This window comes from Bradyrhizobium sp. LjRoot220 (assembly GCF_964252915.1).
Lineage (GTDB): Bacteria > Pseudomonadota > Alphaproteobacteria > Rhizobiales > Xanthobacteraceae > Bradyrhizobium.
Window position 1 is genome coordinate 1,122,513 of sequence record NZ_CAXUPS020000001.1, and the last position, 18,915, is coordinate 1,141,427.

Consider the following 18,915-nt stretch of genomic DNA (forward strand, 5'->3'; position numbering starts at 1 on the left):
TCACGCTGGGGAGGACCAGGTGACTTTCGATAGCGGCCATCACATGCCCCGCGGTTTGACGAATCCTGCTGAGAAGCCCGGAACGGCAAAGCGCCTTGCTTTTTGTGCGGTCCTGATCGCCGCGGTCATTTCGGCTGGCGTGGCGACCTCGGCGTGGGGCCTGCGCGAACGTGTGTTGCTTGCCTTTGTTGCGGTCCTCGCCGTCGTCGTCGGCGTGCTGCTGAGGCGCCATCGGTTGTCCGAGCAGCGGCTCGCGGCGGAGCGGCGCCAGCTCACGGTTGCCGTGAACAATATCCCGCAGGGTCTTGTTCTCTATGATGCATCGGCGCGCATCGTCATTTGCAATCAGCCTTATATTGATATGTTCGGATTGTCGCCGGATGTGGCGAAGTCCGGCTGCTCGATGCATCGCCTGATCGAGCACCGCAAGGAAACCGGATCCTTCGATGGCGATGTCGACGAGTTCTGCGACGCCATCATCCGCACCGTGTCGCTCGGCAAGGCCACGCGACAGCTTACGGAAGCACCTGGCGGCCGCGCGATCGAGATCGTCAACCGGCCGCTGAAGGCGGGCGGCTGGGTGGCCACGATCGAGGACATCACCGAGCGCACCCGCGCCGAGGAGAAGATCGCCCATCTGGCGCATTACGACGGGCTGACCGATCTGCCCAACCGGGTCCTGTTTCGCGAGCGGCTGGAACAGGCGCTGAAGGCCGTCAGGCCCGGCGAACAAATCGCAGTACTTTATATCGACATCGACGAATTCAAGCGCGTCAACGATGCCCTCGGCCATGCGATCGGCGACGAGTTGCTCAAGGGCGTGGCCGATCGCCTGCGCGGCTGCCTGAAAGAAACCGACGTGGCGGCGCGGCTCGGCGGTGACGAATTCGCCGTCATTCAGACCGCTATCAAGAGACAGTCGGAAACCACTCAACTCGTTGACGGAATTTATGCGGCGATCAGGACGCCGTTCGAGTGTTCGGGCCACCTGATCACGACCGATGCCAGCATCGGCATCGCGCTTGCGCCCGTCGATGGGCTGGATCTTGACCAGTTGCTGCGGAACGCCGACCTTGCGCTATACAGCGCCAAAGCAGACGGACGGCGGACCTACCGGTTCTTCGAGGCCGGCATGGATGCGCGCGCCAGGGCGCGGCGAATTCTGGAACTCGAATTGGGTCAGGCGATCTCGGATGGCGATCTTGAGGCCTACTACCAGCCGGTGCTCAATCTCGAGGACGGCAAGATCTCCTGTTGCGAGGCGCTGCTGCGATGGCGCCACCTCAAGCGCGGCATGATCTCGCCCGCGGAATTCATTCCGGTCGCGGAAGAGACCGGCCTGATCAACGAACTTGGCCACTTTGTGCTCAATGCGGCCTGCGCCGAGGCGGCCAAATGGCCGGTGGAGGTCCGCGTCGCGGTCAACGTCTCGCCGGTGCAGTTTCGGAGCCAGACACTGGCGCTCAACGTGGCGGCAGCCCTTGCCGCGTCGGGCCTCGCCGCCTCCAGGCTCGAACTCGAGATCACCGAAGCCGTGCTGATCCGCGACGACGAGGGCGCGCTGGAGGTTTTGCATCAGTTGCGCAAGCTCGGCGTGCGCATCGCGCTGGACGATTTTGGCACCGGCTATTCCTCGCTGAGCTATCTGCAGCGATTTCCATTCGACAAGATCAAGATCGACCGCTCCTTCATCAAGGATCTCGCCGGCGCCGGCGCTTCCTCGTCAATCGTCCAGGCGGTGGTGAACATCGCGGCCGCGAGCGACATGACGACGACAGCGGAAGGCGTCGAGACCGAGCAGCAACGCAATCTGCTGTACATCCTCGGCTGCACCGAAATACAGGGGTTTCTGTTCAGCCCCGCAATACCGGCCGTGGAGATCCGGCGGCTGTTGCTCTCGCACCGCGGCAAGGTGGTATCAGCGGCTTGAATCGGAATTTGACGCCGGCCGGTTTCGCGGGTGCGACCGGTTAATGGGTGTTAATGCCGACCGGAACCGGCTCGGCCAAACTCGGATCGATCTCCTTGCGCGCGCGGAACCCGCGGCCGCCCAGCGTTTCCGACGGATACTCCCCGAACAGCGAATGATAGTAGTGCGAGAAGCGTCCAAGCTCGATGAAACCGTGCTGGATCGCCACCCGCGCGACGGTGACCATCGCGGGATTGCTTTCCCTCAAGGCGGAATGAATCGCGCAAAGCCGTTTGTGACGCAGGTAGGTGATGGGTCCGAGACCGAGAACCTCGTAAAAGGCGCGATGCAGTGTCCGCCGCGAGACGTTGAGATGGGCGCAGATTTCGGAAACGTGCACCGGGCGAAGGCCGGCTGCATCGAGATAGTCGTCGACTTTACCGACCAGTTGCATCGCCGAGGGCAAAAGCCCTCTGCTGTCAGGCGGTAACGATTGCACGATGGTTCCGGTAACGGCGTCGACGATCGAGCGCTTCCAGAAATCGGCGACGGCATCGGATAAGGCGGTCTGCTGCCGTGCCAGCCGGGAAATGATCAGCGGCAGCCGCCGTGTCGCCGCCATGCCGATCGAAGGGTCCGCGTGATAGACGTTCTTGTTGAGCCATGCGGCGGGGTCGCTCAACCTTGGTTCGCCCTTGAACAGGGACATCACCTCGGCGAGGTCGAGACGGATCGCGGCATAGGCTGAGGCGCCGTGGAAAACTCCGTCGTGCTCGGTGCTGGGCGGCATGATCAGGACGTCCGCCGGACGCATATCGAAAGACCAATGGGTAACGCGGTCTTCGGAACTTAGCAGCATGCCCACGACCAGCTTGTCGTCGGTCGAAATGCGCTGGGTGCGGACGCCGACGGAAAACGAGCCGATACTGAGCGAAAAATCCCCGATGCCGACATGGCTCAACGCGCCGCGAAACTTTCCGCGGCCGAGTTGCATCACCTCGACATGGGATCCCCTGATCGCCTGGTGAAGGCCTTCGAAGCTGTCCAGACTACAGGTATTGACCGCAAGCTGCCCGCTCATGGTTCGGCGCTCCCTCGGCCTTGCAACGTCTCGCCCGACGACGATCGGAATCGGCCAACGCAAATCAGCGCACACCAGTCTAGTCACAACTTGAGCGTGACGACAATAAGTTTAGCCGGACTTGAGTTTAGCCGGACTTGGCACGCGCGACGTCAGTTTCGATGGCTCGGGTTCCCATCTGCATCACACATTCACACAATTTTTCTTGGAGATCGGCTCGCATCAAATCAACGAATTGGCCGATTTGTGAAATCGCGCATTTGTGTTGTGAGCCTGCTTCATTACAGATTGGCACAAATTGCACATCACATCCGTTCGCGATTCATCTAGCTTGCTGGTGCGCCATTGCTTCGCGCCCATGAGCTGTTCAGGGATCGAGCCAATCCGCCAATGCGCTGTGCCACCCGCGCATTTCTGGAGTTCGTGCCGTGACGTTGCTGCAACCCGACATCCTGCGGGGCAATCGGGAATCGGAAGATGACCGGACCATCGATATGGTCTGGATTCCTGACGGCACCTTCCAGATGGGTTCCGACAATCACTATCCGGAGGAAGCGCCGGCCCACCTTGTGACGGTGGGCGGCTTTTGGATCGACCGCACGCCGGTGACCAACCGTCAGTTTGCGCGGTTTGTGATCGCGACCGGCTACAAAACCAATGCCGAAACCCCAGCCGATCCGGAGTCCTGTACCGGTGCGTTGCCGGATATGCCCGAGGCGGGTTCCCTCGTGTTCGAGCGACCGCACTCGACCTATGATTTACGAGACTGCAGCCGATGGTGGACCTTCCTGAAGGGAGCCAACTGGCGGCACCCTTACGGCCCCAGGAGCGACATCAACAGCTTGAACGATCATCCGGTGGTGCAGGTGTCTTACCGCGATGCGCTCGCCTATGCGCAATGGGCCGGCAAGGAGCTGCCGAACGAGGCCGAATGGGAGCTTGCGGCGCGCGGCGGGCTCGGCCGCGCCGAATTCGCGTGGGGCGATGAATTGACGCCCGGCGGCGTTCACATGGCCAATACCTGGCAGGGGGAATTCCCGTTGCGCAACCTTCGTCAGGACGGCTACGAGCGCACTTCCCCGGTAACGGCCTTTCCACCCAATGGTTATGGTGTCTACGACATGATCGGCAATGTCTGGGAATGGACGGCCGACTGGTATTCGCCAAAACACCAGGCGGCCACCCCAGAGGCATGCTCCATTCCCGGAAATCCGCGCGGCGGGCGAATGGAGGGAAGTCGCGGCCCTCGCGCGCCGAACCTCAAAATCCCGCGCAAGGTCGTCAAGGGCGGTTCGCATCTCTGTGCGCCGAATGATTGCCGCCACTGCCGACCGGCCGCGCGCATCGCCGAGGCGATCGACACATCCACCAGTCATCTCGGATTTCGATGCGTGCTGAGGATCCCGGCCGCGCGATAAATCTGGCGGCATGTCATTCAAACCCGGCGCAAGCGCGACGAAAGTTCGTTTGAACCGATGCTGGCGTCCGCGGGAGGCCAGGGATAGGTCGGCGCATGGCAGCGGTGCAGTTCGAGCGCCTGCCCGAAGGTGCGTCTTAATTGACACAAGCGATCGCTGCACGGTATCCAAACTGAAGCAAAGAACAAGAAACAGGGCAGGGTGGAACGCGATGATTCGCGACAGCGCGTCTTGAGCGACTTCGCGCGGCCTTCCGCGCTCGCTCCGTTCCGGATCCGGAATTATCGTTTCCAGTGGCCCGCCGATCTGCTCACCTCGTGGGCGTTCGAGATGGAGATGATCATCCTCGGCTGGTACGTGCTGGTCGAGACCGGGTCGGTGCTGCTGCTCACGGTGTTCGCTTCCCTCGGCTATATCGGCACATTGGTCGCCCCGATGTTCGGCGTCGTCGGCGATCGCATCGGCCATCGCGATCTGCTGGCCATGATGCGCGCGTGCTATGCCGTGCTGGCGACTGTGCTGATGGCGCTGGCGTTGTCAGGCCATCTCAGCCCGCTCTTTGTGTTTGCCGTCGCGGCGCTGATGGGTGTGGTCCGGCCGTCGGACCTCGGCGTGCGCGGCGCGCTGGTCGCCACCATCATGCCGCGCGATCAGTTGATCGGTGCCATCAGCATTTCCCGGACCACGATGGATACCGCACGCATCGCCGGCGCGCTGAGCGGCGCCGGATTGTTCGCCGCGCTCGGGATGGGGCCGGCCTATGTGGCGATCGTCTGCCTCTATCTCGTCGCGACGGCGCTGACGCTGTGCGTGGCGGCGCCTGTGAAGCCGCATCGAACCGGCGATGCCGAAACTGAAGCGCTGCGGCCCTCGCCATTGCGCGACCTGATGGAGGGCGTGGCCTATTGCTGGACCACACCGCGCATGCGCGCCGCGCTCTGGGTCGCGTTCCTCGCCAACCTCACGGCCTATCCGCTGACCAACGGATTGCTGCCCTACGTTGCCAAGGCGATCTACGACACCAACCAGACCGGGCTCGGCTATCTCTCGGCAAGTTTTGCCATCGGCTCGCTGGCCGGCTCGATCGTGCTGAGCCTGGTCCACGGTATCCGGGTGGCCCGGCTGATGATCGCCTCGACCGTGCTGTGGTATGCGACGCTGCTGCTGTTCGTGCAGATGCAGACGGTGCCGACCGCGATCGTCTGTCTGGTGATTGCCGGATTCTCGCAGAGCCTTGCCATGATCTCGATCGCCGTCATCCTGATGCGCACTTCCGCCGAGAATTTTCGCGGCCGGGTGATGGGCGTGCGCATGATGGTGATCTACGGCCTGCCGTTTGGCCTGCTTGCCGCCGGTAGCCTGATCGACGAAATCGGTTTTGCGGCGACCGGAACGCTGTATGCGGCTTTCGGCCTCGCGCTGATACTCGCCACCGTGCTGCGCTGGCGCGACGATTTGTGGCCGGTGCATGCCCCGGCCAATGCGCGGTAGGGCGCGGCCTCACTGGATCTCCTGATTGGCTGCGTGCGGCGTCGGCTATATCGCCACGTGCGCGTGCCGTCCGATGCTCGCCATATATTTATTGACTTGGCCTTTAGATTTGTACATCTGTACAAAAGAGAAAGCGGAAAGCAATCCCATGACGCGCAATCCCAATATGCGGGAGGCGATCCTGAGCTCGGCCGAGACGCTGTTCTCGACCCGTGGCTTCAATGCGGTGTCGATCCGCGACATCGCGCTGGAGGCGGGCGCCAACCCCGGCAGCGTCACCTATCATTTCAAGAGCAAGGACGGCCTGCTGCTGGAGATCTACAAGCGGCACTGCGGCCCCATGAACAAGCGCCGCATTGAACTGCTGGTGGCGGCGAAGCGCGTGCGCGACGTGCAGGATCGGCTCGAGGCGATCGTGCGTGCCTATGTGCAGCCGGCGTTTTCGTCGAGCAGCGATCTGGCTGGCGGGGGCGCGCGGTTTACGCGGCTGCGCGCTGTCATGTCGGCGGAAGGCAACGCCGTGGTCGGCCGCATCATCGCGGAAATCTTCGACGACACCACCAATGCGTTCATCGAAGCGATCGAGCAGAGCCTGCCGCATCTGCCGCGCAAGACGCTGGTGTGGCGATCCCAGTTCCTGCTCGGCGCGCTCTATTACACCCTCGTCAGCCCGGAGCGGGTGACGCGGCTGTCGCGCGGCGAGGCCGATGGCGCCGACATGGCCGAGGCGATCGAGCAACTGGTTTCCGCCACCGTCGCCTCGCTGCAGGCGCCTGACATCAACGGCGCGCCAGTCGGAGAACCCGCTGCGAAGGCCGGGGCCAGGAAAGCGCCGGCCGGTTCGCGTTCACGCCCCTGACGAGAGCATGATGACGAAGCCAACTATTCCCGGTCCTGATCCGAATACGCGGACGCCGAAATTCCGGCTGCCACCGCTGGCGTGCGATGCGCACACCCATATTTTCGGCCCCGGCGACAAATATCCGTACGCGCCGGGACGGCCGTACACGCCGCCGGATGCGCCGCTGGAGGATTTCAGGGCACTGCACCGGAAGATCGGCATTGGCCGGGCCGTCATCGTCAATGCCAGCGTGCACGGCACCGATAACCGCGTCGCACTCGATGCCATCGCGGTCAGCAACGGGACCTTTCGCGCCGTAGCCAACATCGATGACTCGATTACGGAGCGCGGGCTTCGCGCACTGCATGACGGCGGCTTCCGCGGCTGCCGCTTCAATTTCGTCCGCCATCTCGGTGGCGTGCCCGACATGGCGGTGTTTCACAAAATCGTTGCGATGGTGGCACCATTCGGCTGGCACATCGACCTGCATTTCGATGCGATCGATCTGCCTGACTATGCCGACATGCTGGCGAAACTGCCGGTGCGCTACACCATCGATCACATGGGCCGCGTCAAGGCCGCCGATGGTCTCGACCAGCTGCCATTCCGGACCCTGATCGACCTGATGGCGCGCGACGAGAAATGCTGGGTCAAGGTGTGCGGTTGCGAACGGGTGTCCAGCGGTCCGCCGTTCCACGATGCAGTGCCGTTCGCGCGCCGCATCATCGGGACCGCGCCGGATCGCGTGATCTGGGGAACCGACTGGCCGCATCCCAACGTCAACGCGATGCCGAACGACGGCGACCTGGTCGATCTCATTCCGCTGTTCGCGCCGGAGCCGGCGCTGCAGCAGAAGATACTGGTCGACAATCCCGCACGGCTGTTCGAATTCTGACGGGTCAACCATGACGGGCAAGTGTGAAGCCTTTGGTTTGAACAGTCGGCGCGCATCGATCAGGGCGATCGTTGCGTTGGCAGCGGCGCTGCTGATGCCGCAGATGGTGCACGCCCAGAGTTATCCCAACCGTCCGGTGCGGCTGGTTCTCTCGTTCGGTCCGGGCGGGGTGGCCGACGTCACCGCGCGGATCGTCACCGAGAAGCTGGGCGAAAAGCTGGGGCAGCGTTTTGTTATCGAGAACATGCCGGGAGCCGGCGGCATCAATGCCGCGCGTGCGGTGCTGTCGTCGCCGGCGGACGGCTATACGCTGGCGCTGCTCAGCAACGGCACCGCGATTTCGGTGTCGCTGTTCAAGAATCTTCGCTTCAATCCGGTCACGGATTTCGTTCCGGTCTCGAGCATGGGTTATTTCGACTTCATCCTCGTCACCCAGGCCGGCTCGCCGTACCGGACGCTGGCCGATGTCATCAAGGCGGCGCAGGAAAAGCCTGGCGGGCTCAACGTCGGCACCATCAATGTCGGCTCGACGCAAAACCTTTCGGCGCAGCTGTTCAAATCCACCGCCAGTGTCGATGTCACCATCGTTCCGTTCCGCAGTTCGCCCGATGTCCTGATCGCGCTATTGCGCGGCGACATCCAGATGGCGATCGAGAACTATACGGCCGTGCAGTCGCACATATCAGGCAAGGCGGTGACGGCGGTATCGTCGTCCGGCCTGGTCCGCACCAGCTTCCTGCCTGACGTTCCAACGGTGAAGGAAGCGGGCGGCGGCGATTTCGAGGCGCGCTCCTGGAACGCGATCTTCGCCCCCAGGGGCACGCCGCCGGAGGTGATCAAGACGCTCAACATCGCGCTGCGCGATGTGCTCGACACGCCCGATCTGAAGAAGCGCGCGCTCGAACTCGGCATCGAGGCCAGGGCCTCGACGCCTGAGGAGATCGCGCAGCGGCTAAAGGACGATATCGAGAAATGGGCTAAAGTGATCGAGCGGGCGGGCATCGAGAAGCAATAGCCGGACCAATAACGGAGGAAACAGCAATGACCAATGCAAACAAGACGGGTCTCGTGGTCACGGCGCATCCCGGCGATTTTGTCTGGCGCGCGGGCGGCGCGATCGCGTTGCATGCCAAAAAGGGTTACCGTATCAAGATCGCCTGCCTGTCGTTCGGCGAGCGCGGCGAGAGCCAGTTCGCCTGGAAAGAATCCGGCGCCACGCTGGAAAAGGTCAAGGCCGGAAGGCGGGATGAAGCGCAGCGCGCCGCCGAAATGCTGGGCGCGGAAATCGAATTCTTCGATGCTGGCGATTATCCGCTGCGCACCACCGAAGCGCATTTCGACCGCATGGTCGATATCTACCGCGAACTCAATCCGTCCTTCGTCCTCACCCACGCGCTGGAGGATCCCTATAATTTCGACCACCCCAACGCCGCGCATTTCGCGCAGGAAACCCGCGTGGTCGCGCAGGCGATGGGCCACAAGCCCGGCGCGAAGTACACTTATGCCGCGCCGCCGGTGTTCCTGTTCGAACCGCACCAACCGGAGATGTGCAATTTCAAGCCGCAGGTGATCCTCAACATCGACGAGGTCTGGGAGCAGAAGCGCAAAACGTTCGAGATACTCGCGGCGCAAAAGCACCTGTGGGCCTATTACGAGCGCGTGGCTTTGCAGCGGGGCATGCAGGGTGGTCGCAACTCCGGCAAGGCCATGACCTATGGCGAGGCCTATCAGCGGCTGTTCCCGATGGCGATGGAGGAGTTGGTATGAAAACGGTCGTCGTCCGCAACATCAAGCGTACCGATGCTGATCTCGTAAATCGTCTCGGTGCGCTTGGCGTCGCCACCGCGCATGAGGCCTATGGCCGCTTCGGCCTGATGAAGCCTTATCTGCGTCCGGTATGGGCCGGCGGCGAGGCGGCGGGCACCGCGGTGACCGTGCTGGCGCAGCCCGGCGACAACTGGATGATCCATGTCGCGGTGGAGCAGTGCAAGCCCGGCGACATCCTGGTGGTCGGCTGCACCACCGACAATACCGACGGCATGTTCGGCGATCTCCTGGCGACATCGCTGATCGCGCGCGGCGTGAAGGGCCTCGTGATCGATGCCGGCGTCCGCGATGCCAGGGCGCTGCGCGAGATGGGATTCCCGGTATGGTCGAAGGCGATTTCGGCCAGGGGCACGGTCAAGGCGACCTTGGGCGCCGTCAACGTGCCGGTGGTCTGCGCCGGAATCAACGTGGTGCCGGGCGATGCCGTTGTCGCCGATGACGACGGCGTCGTGGTGATCGGGCGCAAGGACGCCGCCGACGTCGTCGCCAAGGGCGAAAAGCGCCGCGCCGACGAGGACGGCAAGCGCAAGCAGCTTGCTGCCGGCGTGCTCGGGCTCGACATGTACAAGATGCGCGAGCCGCTGGCCAAAGCAGGCCTCGTCTACATCGACGAGCCGGAGAGCGACTGAGATGGCGATGCGTCTACGCACTTTGCTCGGCGACCATCCGGGGACAGCAGCGCTGAAGAGCGGGGCGCTGAAGTCGGGTCTGGTCGAGTTCGACTTCGTCGAGTATTCGCCGACCAACAAAGGCTTCAAGCCGATGGTTCGCAAGGCCGCGTTTGACGTCTCGGAGATGGCGATCGTGACCTATCTGATGGCCAAGGGTTTTGACAAGCCGATGGTGCTGCTGCCTCATGTGGTGATGGCGCGCTTCCAGCACAGCCTCGCGCTGTACAACGCGAAACGAGGCACACTGACGCCCACTGATCTGGGCGGCAAGCGCGTCGGCATCCGCTCCTTCACCACAACTACCGGCGCCTGGCTGCGCGGCATTCTCGCCAATGATTACGGCGTTGATCTCAATTCGATCGACTGGGTGACCTTCGAGGATGCCCATGTCGCCGAATTCAAGGATACGACCAAGCGGGCGCCGGCCGGCAAACAGATCATCCAGATGCTTGTTGACGGCGAACTCGACGCGGTGCTCGGCGAGAAATCCGAGCATGCCGATTTGAAGCCGCTATTCGCCGACGTTGCGGCGGAGGAGAAGGCGTGGGCTGCCAAGCATAACGTGGTCCCGATCAACCACATGGTGGTGGTGAGCCGGGCGCTGTGCGAGACAAATCCGGACGCGGTGCAGGAAGTGCATCGCCTGCTGACCGAGTCGGCCGCGGCGTCGCCGGCCACGCCGCGCTTCAGCGCCGACGAAATGCATCGTTCGCTGGAGCTGATTATTGGTTATTCCGCGCAGCAGGGGCTCATTCCGCGCGCGTTCAGCGTGGATGAATTGTTCGACGATGTAACGCGGGCGCTTTGGTAGCATCCGCAAGCGGTCATCATCCGCGAAAGCGGATGATCCAGCACTCCGGGAAGGTTCGGTTCGACAGAGGAGCCGCGGCGTACTGGATACCCCGCTTTCGCGGGGTATGACGATCCGAGCATTTTGGTCATCAGGAGCAACACAATGACCCCCGAGCCGATCTTCGATCTCGCCCATCTCGGCCACATGGAAATGCTGACGCCAAAGCCGGAGGAGAGCGAAAAGTTCTTTGTCGACGTCATGGGCATGACGGTCAGCGGCCGCAAGGGCGAGTCGGTCTATCTGCGCGGCTGGGATGATTACGAGCGCTATTCGCTGAAGCTCACGGCGTCAAAAACCTCCGGGATGGAGCACATGGCGCTACGCGCGCGCAGTCCGCAGGCGCTGGAACGCCGCGTCGCCGCGCTGAAGGGATCCGGCTTCGAGATCGGCTGGATCGACGGCGACATGGGGCAGGGGCCGGCATTTCGGTGCCGCGATCCCGACGGCCACATCGTCGAACTCTATTACGAGACCGAATGGTATCAGGCGCCGCCGGAGCTAAAACCTGCGCTGAAGAACCAGGCGCAGCGGTTTCCGGCGCGTGGCGTCAATGTCCGCCGGCTCGACCACCTCAATTGCCTGGCGGTCGATATCAAGGCCAACCGCCTGTTCTTCGAAAACTATCTGGGATTGCGGACCACCGAGCAGATCGTGCTCAACGACGGCACCGAAGCGGCGATGTGGATGACGATGTGCAACAAGAGCTACGACTTCGCCTACACAAGCGATCACTACGGCAAGATGGGCCGCTTCCACCATGTCACCTATGCGCTCGACAGCCGTGAGGAAATTTTGCGCGCCGCCGATATTTTCCTGGAGCACGGCATCCATATCGAGACCGGCCCGCACAAGCACGCGATCCAGCAGACCTTCTTCCTCTATGTCTATGAGCCCGGCGGCAACCGCGTCGAAGTCGCCAACGCCGGCGCCCGTCTCATTCTCGCGCCCGACTGGAAGCCGATCATCTGGACCGAGGAAGAGCGCAAGAAGGGTCAGGCCTGGGGGCTGAAGACGATCGAGTCGTTTCACACCCACGGCACGCCGCCGGTGTGAGGGGGCGCCAATCGCGCGGACATTTTTTGTGCAGCCGTGCCCAAATCGCAGGCTCGTCTGATCCAATTTTTTGTACGCCCCAGAACAAGCTTTTCGGGGACCGTTGCCGCTAGGCTTTCCTTCGAGTTTTGGAACATGGCAGGCGCCATGACAAAGTCGAAGGAGCTGGCAACATGCATAAAGGGCTTTTCAAAAGGGCACGGCACGCCTCACTTCCGTGGCGCAAGGCGGCCCTGGGATCAATCCTTGCCGCTGCAGTCCTGATTCCTGCAAGCGCACAGGCGCTGCCGGCAGGATGCGCGGCACTGCAGGAAAAATATCCGGACTGGAAAGGCAAGACGCTGGTCAATGCAATCAACCCGCATACGCCAGGTTATGAATCGATCGACCCGAAGGATCCCAGCAAATATATCGGTTTCGACATCGATCTCGGCGAGGAGATCGGCGAATGCCTCGGCTTCAAGCTTACTTACAAGGCGGTCACCTTCGCTGCCCTGCTGACGACGCTCGCCGCCGGCCAGGCCGATATCGTGATCTCGGACATCTACGCCACCGAGGAGCGCGCCAAGGCCGCCGACTTCATCACCTATTCGAAGGTGTTCGATGGCGTGCTGGTCGCCAAGGGCAATCCTAAAAAGATCACCGGCATCAACACCTCCTTGTGCGGGGCGGCGGCGGCCGAAAATACCGGCTTCGTCGAAGTCCCGCTGGTGCAGGCGCTGATTCCCATTTGCAAGGCCGAAGGCAAGCCTGAGCCGACGCTGCAGCTCTACGACAACAATGCCAATTGCATCCAGGCGATCCTTGCCGGCCGCGCCGACACCTACATCAACGACGTCAATACCGTCGATAATGCGGTGAAGGCCTATCCCGACAAGCTGGAGAAGGCGGTCGCGGTGACGATCCCGTATTCGGTCGGCATCGCCGTTCCCAAGAACAAGCCCAAATTCCGCGACGCCGTGATGGCGGCGATGATGGAAATCTACAAATCCGGCGATCAGCTCGCGCTGCTCAAGAAATGGGGTCTTGATCCCGAAAACCTCATGGAACCGGGCCTGCTGACGGTCAATTGATGTCCCTGTTCCTGAACTATCTAAGCATGCCGTATTTGCTCGAGGGCATCCAGGTCACGTTTCAGGTGACTGCCCTCGGGCTCGGCGGCGGCGTGATCCTCGGGCTGATCCTGGCCTGGATGCAGCTCAGCCGTTTCCGGCTCCTGGCCGTGCTGGCGCGGGGGTACGCCGTGATCTTTCGCGGCACGCCGTTGATGCTGCAGATGGTGTTTGCCTACAACGCTCTGCCGCATATCGGCATCAAACTGCCCGCGATCATCGCAGCAGGGTTGGCGCTGGCCTGCAACGAAGCGCCGTTCATCGCCGAAATGCTTCGCTCAGCCGTGCTCGGCGTCGATCGCGGGCAGGTGTCGGCCGGCCAGGCGCTCGGCATGACGCCGGCGGTGCTGATGCGGCGCGTAATCGCGCCGCAGGCGATCCGCACCATGATTCCGGCGTTCGGCAACGAATCGGTCAGCGCGCTAAAGAATTCCTCGCTCGCCTCCGTCATCGCCGTACAGGAGCTGACGCTGCGAAGCACGCAACTCGCATCCTCGACGTTCGATTTCTTCTCGATCTTCTTGGCATCCGGTCTGCTTTACCTGTTGCTGACCGGTGCGATCAGCGTCATCCAGCTGTTTGTCGAGAGGTGGCTCGATCTCGATCGCACCGTGCGGCGTCGCCGGTTTGCCGAATATCTGCCGTGGCGCCGCGTCGATATGTTTCCGAAAGCGGACGGGAAGGCGACGGCCGCGCTCGACCCCGCTGTGGTAGTGCGGCCGGAAAGCGTCGAGCTCGCGCCGTCAAAGGTGCTGACGCGTGAAGATCGTGCCAGGCGATCTGCCACCATCGCGCGCAACAATGTCGTGGTCGAGGTCGAGAATCTGCGCAAGCGCTATGACGCGCAGGCCGTGCTCGAAGGCGTCGACCTGACGGTCCGCATCGGCGAAGTGGTGGCGCTATTGGGTCCGAGCGGCTCCGGCAAGAGCACGTTGCTTCGCTGCATCAACCATCTCGAAAATCCGGATTCAGGCATCGTGCGCGTCGGTGGACGGCGGCTCGGCTTCCGCGACAACGGCAAGCCCCTATCGCCGCGCGATATCGCCGACGAGCGCGCCAGTGTTGGTGTCGGCATGGTGTTTCAGCAATTCAACCTGTTCAGCCATCTCACGGCCAAAGAGAATGTCGCGGGGCCATTACGCTGGGTGCACGGGTTGACGCGGCTCGACGCCGACCGGCGGGCGCGCGAATTGCTCGACCGCGTCGGTCTCAGCCATCGCGCCGACGCACTCCCCCGGCACCTCTCGGGCGGGCAACAGCAGCGGGTCGCTATAGCGCGCGCGCTGGCGCCGAACCCGAGCGTGCTGTTGCTGGACGAACCGACGTCCGCGCTGGACCCCGAACTCGTCAATGAGGTGCTGGAGGTGATCCGGCGGCTCGCCATCGACGACGGCCTGACCATGGTTATCTCCACCCATCAGATTCGCTTTGCCGATGAAGTTGCCGACCGCGTCGCGTTTCTGAGCGACGGCACGATTCTGGAGGAGGGGCCGGCGCATGAGGTTCTCTCCAACCCGCGTCACCCGCTCACCGCCCGTTTTCTCAGCGTGATGGAAGCCGACAGGGCGCCGGAGCCGGTGAGATGACGTTACGTGAACACGCGCTACGCATGGCAATTCTGCGACCGTGGCCCCAGGAGACACAAGCATGAAGCACTTTACCCTGCCGGTTTCACCGGCGACCGTTCACTGGGGTTATTTCAGCAAGAAGGTCGCGCCGGCTCTGACGCTTCGCTCGGGGGACCGTGCGACGATCGAGACGCTGACCCACCACGCCAACGACGATTACGAGCGGATGATCGCGGGCGACCCCGGCGCCGAAAGCGTGTTTCACTGGACCCGCGAGCATAAGGCGGTCGCCCGCCGCGGCTCCGGCCCGACCGAAGGACCGTTCATTCGCGGTTCGGGCGAAGGCGTCGGCGTCCATCTCTTGACCGGCCCGGTCGCGATCGAGAACGCTGAACCCGGCGATATCCTCGAAGTGCGCATCCTCGACGTCAGGCCAAGGCCGGCTTGTCACGCCTGTCATGCCGGCCGCTGCTTCGGATCCAACGCGGCGGCGAATTGGGGTTTTCATTATCACGATTTGATCGAGGAGCCGAAGCCGCGCGAAGTCATCACGATCTTCGAACTCGACACGTCGGGTGAGCCGTTCGCGAGGGCAGTCTACAACTACGTCTGGACCCCGCAAACCGATCCGGACGGCATAGTGCATGCGACCATCGATTATCCCGGCGTGCGGGTCGATCATGCGACGATCCGCAAGAGGGAAAATATCCTGACTAGCGTCAAGGTGCCGGCCCGGCTGCACTTCGGCACCATGGGGTTGGCGCCCTCGGAAGCCGATTTCGTCAGTTCGATTCCGCCGAGCTATACCGGCGGCAATATCGATGATTGGCGGGTGGGCAAGGGCGCACGGATGTATTATCCGGTCGCGGTGCCCGGCGCTTTCTTCTCGGTCGGCGATCCCCATGCCGCGCAAGGCGACAGCGAACTCGGCGGCACCGCCATCGAAACGTCCCTGACCGGCGATTTCGAATTCATCCTGCACAAGCATCGCGACCTCGGCGGCACCCCGCTCGAAGGATTGGCGCATCCGATGCTGGAGACCGAGCAGGCCTGGTCGGTCTACGGCTTCACCTATCCCAACTATCTCGCCGAACTTGGCGCCAACGCGCAAACCGAGATCGCCAACCATTCCAGCCTCGACCGTGCCATGCGCGACGCGTTCCGCAAACTGCGCCGGTTCCTGATGACCGTGCACGGTCTGAGTGAAGATGAGGCGATTTCGCTGATGTCGGTCGGCGCGGATTTCGGCGTGACCCAGGTCGTGGATGCCAATTGGGGCGTCCATGGCACGATCCGCAAGAACGTCTTCAGGTGCGACTAATGCGTTGAAAGGAATTGCCTTTCGGCGGTACGCCGATAACCAATGTGGTTCCGGCGCCGGTTTTCCGGGTGGTCCAATCGCGCGCGTCTGGCACAGAGGTTGCTTCGATCGACCAAGGTGGGTCGATACGATGAGTTTTCGTCCGTTCACGAGTGAATCCTACGCCGCGAGCGACCGCCCGGATGCCTGGCGGGATGTGCTGGCTGCGGTGGGCCTTCAGCCGGCCGCCGCCGCCTGTGCCTTCCATGACGGCCATGCGACCGCGTTTCATCGTAACGCCGCCGGCGTGGCCTTGACCCGGATTTCGGCTGGATCGCAGGGTGTGGCGCCGCTGCCGACTTCCGGTGACAGCCTGCCGATCGCGCTGTTGCCGGTCGAGGACGGCGTGGTGCTGCGGCAGGGATCGGGACACCGGATCGTGCCGGTCGGCCATTTGCTGTTGTTGCCGCGCAGCGGCGACTGGAGCGTCGTGTTCCAGCGTGACATGCGCGTGATCGTGTTGTCGGTGACTTCGGAGGCGCTGCATGGCCGCATCACCGGCAAGCTGAAATTCGGCGACGCGCGTGTCGTCGCACCCGGCGGACTCGCCGACGTGTTCTCGCGGATGCTGGACGCGACCGCGCGAACGCTGGAATCGCTGACCGACGTGGAATGGGCGGCTATCGCGCAGGGGCTCGCCGATCTGCTGCTGACCTTCGCGCACCAACTCGCGGCTCCGACATCGGATGTCGGCCACAGCGCGACCCAGGCCGCGATCTTGCACCGGATCTGCCAAACCATCGAGCGCCGGCTCGACGATCCCGAACTGACGCCGGCGCGGGTTGCCCAGGCCGAGGGAATCTCGGAACGTTATTTGCAAAAGCTGTTCGAAGGGGTCGGCGACAATTTCACCCATTATGTGCGCGAACGGCGGTTGCAGCGTGCATGGGCCGATCTATCGAACCCGGCGGGGGCGCATCAGTCGATCTCCGAGATCGCCTATCGCTACGGCTTCGGCGATTCCGCGCATTTTAGCCGGACCTTCCGTCACCGTTTTGGATTGCCGCCGCGCGAGTTTCGCCAGCAGGAAGTCGAGCGCGCGACGGCGCCATCGGCGGCGGCAGGTCAGCGCGGCTGGCCGCAGGACGCGCTCGCCCACTCGCGCGCGCATCAGACGGTGGGAACGATCCGAAAAAGCTTTCCGCGTGCCGACGCCGATGATCGGATCGCCAAAGCCGACCAAACCCACCACCATATTTCCGTGGAAGCGGCGCGGGTGCATTGGGGTTACTTCAGCCGCATGCTGGCACCGCAGATCGAGATCGCGTCCGGCGACACCATCACCATCGAAACTCTGACGCAACACGCCTCCGATGATCCCGAGCGGATGATCTCCGGTGACGCCGGTGCCGAGAGCGTGTTCGGCTGGACCAGCCGCTGCAAGAATGTCGACCGGCGCGGCGCCGGGCCGATGGATGCGTCGGTGTTCGGCCGGGGTGCGGGCGAGGGGTTCGGCGTCCACATCTGCACCGGCCCGGTCGCGGTGAAGGAAGCCCAGCCAGGCGACGTATTGGAGGTCCGCATTCTCGACATGGTGCCGCGCCCGAGCCGTAACCCGCAATATCAGGGACGGGTGTTCGGCAGCAGCGTCGCAGCTTGGTGGGGATATCATTACGACGAATTGCTGGCCGGGCCGAAGCCGCGCGAGGCGGTGACGATCTACGAGATATTTCATGACGGCGGCGCGCCGCATGCGCGTGCGCTCTATTCCTACCGCTGGGAGCCGCAGACCGATCCCTTCGGCGTGGTCCATACCACCTACGACTATCCGGGCGTGCCGGTCGTGGCGGGCAGCGTGAAGCGGCGGCACGCCGTGCTCGACGGCATTCGCATTCCGCTGCGGCCGCATTTCGGCGTCATCGCCGTGGCGCCGCGCGAGGCTGACTTTGTCGACTCGGTGCCGCCGTCCTATTTCGGCGGCAATTTGGATAATTGGCGGCTCGGCAAGGGATCGACGATTTATCTACCCGTCTCGGTTCCCGGGGCGTTGCTGTCGATCGGCGATCCGCATGCGGCGCAGGGTGACGGCGAACTCTCCGGCACCGCGATCGAATGTTCGATGACGGGGACGTTTCAGGTGATCCTGCACAAGAAGGGCAATCTCGCGGGCCGCCCTTTTGCCGATCTCAGCTATCCCCTGATCGAGACCGAGACCGATTGGGTGCTGACCGGGTTCAGTCATCCGAACTATCTGGCTGAATTCGGCGCGCAGGGACAGAGCGAGGTCTATACAAAATCCTCGCTCGACCTCGCGATGAAGGATGCGTTCCGCAAGATGCGCCGCTTCCTGATGAACGTCAAAGGGCTCTCTGAAGACGAGGCGATCGCGCTGATGTCGGCCGCCGTCGACTTCGGCGTCACCCAGGTCGTTGACGGCAATTGGGGCGTCCACGCGATCCTCAGCAAGCGGCTGTTCCCGGACGCGTCGTGATAACCGGAGGCCAACAGCAGTGAAGTTTCACATGATCGCGGGCGGGCCGAAGCCCGTAGCGCCGTTCAGCCATGCCGTCGAGACCGACGGCTTCGTCTTCGTCACCGGCCAGATGCCGGACACGCCCGACACGCCGGGCATGCTGCCCGAAGGTATCGTCGCGCAGACCCGCGCGGTGATGGAAAATCTGCGGCTCGTGCTGACAGGCCTGGAGCTTGGGTTCGAGCACGTGGTGATGGCGCGCATTTATCTGACGCAGTTCAAGCAGGACTACGCCGACATGAATGAGACCTACCGCAGCTATTTCGCGCCCGGTCGCCTGCCGGCCCGAACCTGCGTCGGCGTGACGGGGCTGGCCTATGATGCGCTGGTCGAGATCGATCTGGTGTGCCGGCGGGGGTGAGC

The 18,915-nt window shown here is 63.0% G+C and carries 15 protein-coding genes and 1 pseudogene; 15 read left to right on the top strand and 1 reads right to left on the bottom strand.

Annotated features, from left to right (window positions below):
• Window positions 1–109: 109 nt before the first annotated feature.
• Window positions 110–1,930, top strand: a pseudogene (locus ACSQ84_RS04700) (putative bifunctional diguanylate cyclase/phosphodiesterase); the annotation flags it as partial.
• Window positions 1,931–1,970: 40 nt separating this feature from the next.
• Here the strand turns inward: ACSQ84_RS04700 and ACSQ84_RS04705 are convergent.
• Entirely contained in the window at window positions 1,971–2,990 is a 1,020-nt protein-coding gene (locus tag ACSQ84_RS04705; RefSeq protein ID WP_436210452.1) for a helix-turn-helix transcriptional regulator, read from the bottom strand.
• A 494-nt stretch (window positions 2,991–3,484) separates the two neighbouring features.
• Between ACSQ84_RS04705 and ACSQ84_RS04710 the strand changes: the two genes are divergently transcribed.
• The 14 genes from ACSQ84_RS04710 (at window position 3,485) to ACSQ84_RS04775 (ending at window position 18,913) form a co-directional block, all read left to right on the top strand.
• Window positions 3,485–4,408, top strand: a complete 924-nt coding sequence (locus ACSQ84_RS04710) for a formylglycine-generating enzyme family protein (protein WP_436211182.1) — start codon at window positions 3,485–3,487, stop codon at window positions 4,406–4,408.
• Window positions 4,409–4,639: 231 nt separating this feature from the next.
• Window positions 4,640–5,899 carry an MFS transporter gene (locus ACSQ84_RS04715; RefSeq protein WP_436210453.1) on the top strand — a complete coding sequence of 420 codons (1,260 nt, stop codon included), beginning with the start codon at window positions 4,640–4,642 and terminating at the stop codon, window positions 5,897–5,899.
• Between the two features lie 148 nt (window positions 5,900–6,047).
• The gene (locus tag ACSQ84_RS04720) at window positions 6,048–6,758 is read left to right on the top strand and encodes a TetR/AcrR family transcriptional regulator (RefSeq protein WP_436210454.1); all 711 of its coding nucleotides are present in this window, start codon (window positions 6,048–6,050) and stop codon (window positions 6,756–6,758) included.
• A gap of 10 nt (window positions 6,759–6,768) precedes the next feature.
• A complete protein-coding gene (locus ACSQ84_RS04725) occupies window positions 6,769–7,635 on the top strand; it encodes an amidohydrolase family protein (RefSeq protein ID WP_436210455.1) in 867 nt (288 codons plus the stop codon).
• Window positions 7,636–7,645: 10 nt separating this feature from the next.
• On the top strand, window positions 7,646–8,650 hold the full coding sequence (locus ACSQ84_RS04730) for a Bug family tripartite tricarboxylate transporter substrate binding protein (protein WP_436210456.1): 1,005 nt from the start codon (window positions 7,646–7,648) through the stop codon (window positions 8,648–8,650).
• A 26-nt stretch (window positions 8,651–8,676) separates the two neighbouring features.
• Window positions 8,677–9,402, top strand: a complete 726-nt coding sequence (locus ACSQ84_RS04735) for a PIG-L deacetylase family protein (RefSeq protein ID WP_436210457.1) — start codon at window positions 8,677–8,679, stop codon at window positions 9,400–9,402.
• Window positions 9,399–10,091, top strand: coding sequence for a 4-carboxy-4-hydroxy-2-oxoadipate aldolase/oxaloacetate decarboxylase (locus ACSQ84_RS04740; protein ID WP_436210458.1), 693 nt, complete (start codon window positions 9,399–9,401; stop codon window positions 10,089–10,091). The genes ACSQ84_RS04735 and ACSQ84_RS04740 overlap by 4 nt, the downstream gene beginning before the upstream one ends.
• Before the next feature lies 1 nt (window position 10,092).
• Window positions 10,093–10,944 carry a hypothetical protein gene (locus ACSQ84_RS04745; RefSeq protein ID WP_436210459.1) on the top strand — a complete coding sequence of 284 codons (852 nt, stop codon included), beginning with the start codon at window positions 10,093–10,095 and terminating at the stop codon, window positions 10,942–10,944.
• 144 nt (window positions 10,945–11,088) lie between these two features.
• Window positions 11,089–12,039, top strand: a complete 951-nt coding sequence (locus tag ACSQ84_RS04750) for a catechol 2,3-dioxygenase (RefSeq protein WP_436210460.1) — start codon at window positions 11,089–11,091, stop codon at window positions 12,037–12,039.
• A 173-nt stretch (window positions 12,040–12,212) separates the two neighbouring features.
• Window positions 12,213–13,112, top strand: coding sequence for an ABC transporter substrate-binding protein (locus ACSQ84_RS04755; protein WP_436210461.1), 900 nt, complete (start codon window positions 12,213–12,215; stop codon window positions 13,110–13,112).
• Window positions 13,112–14,737 (top strand): amino acid ABC transporter permease/ATP-binding protein, encoded by a 1,626-nt coding sequence (locus tag ACSQ84_RS04760; protein ID WP_436210462.1) that lies wholly within the window; start codon window positions 13,112–13,114, stop codon window positions 14,735–14,737. Before ACSQ84_RS04755 ends, ACSQ84_RS04760 begins: the two co-directional genes overlap by 1 nt.
• A gap of 61 nt (window positions 14,738–14,798) precedes the next feature.
• Entirely contained in the window at window positions 14,799–16,040 is a 1,242-nt protein-coding gene (locus ACSQ84_RS04765; RefSeq protein ID WP_436210463.1) for an acetamidase/formamidase family protein, read from the top strand.
• A 130-nt stretch (window positions 16,041–16,170) separates the two neighbouring features.
• Window positions 16,171–18,510 (top strand): acetamidase/formamidase family protein, encoded by a 2,340-nt coding sequence (locus tag ACSQ84_RS04770; RefSeq protein WP_436210464.1) that lies wholly within the window; start codon window positions 16,171–16,173, stop codon window positions 18,508–18,510.
• 19 nt (window positions 18,511–18,529) lie between these two features.
• Complete coding sequence (locus ACSQ84_RS04775; protein ID WP_436210465.1) at window positions 18,530–18,913, top strand: RidA family protein; 384 nt, start codon at window positions 18,530–18,532, stop codon at window positions 18,911–18,913.
• The last annotated feature ends 2 nt before the right edge of the window (window positions 18,914–18,915 follow it).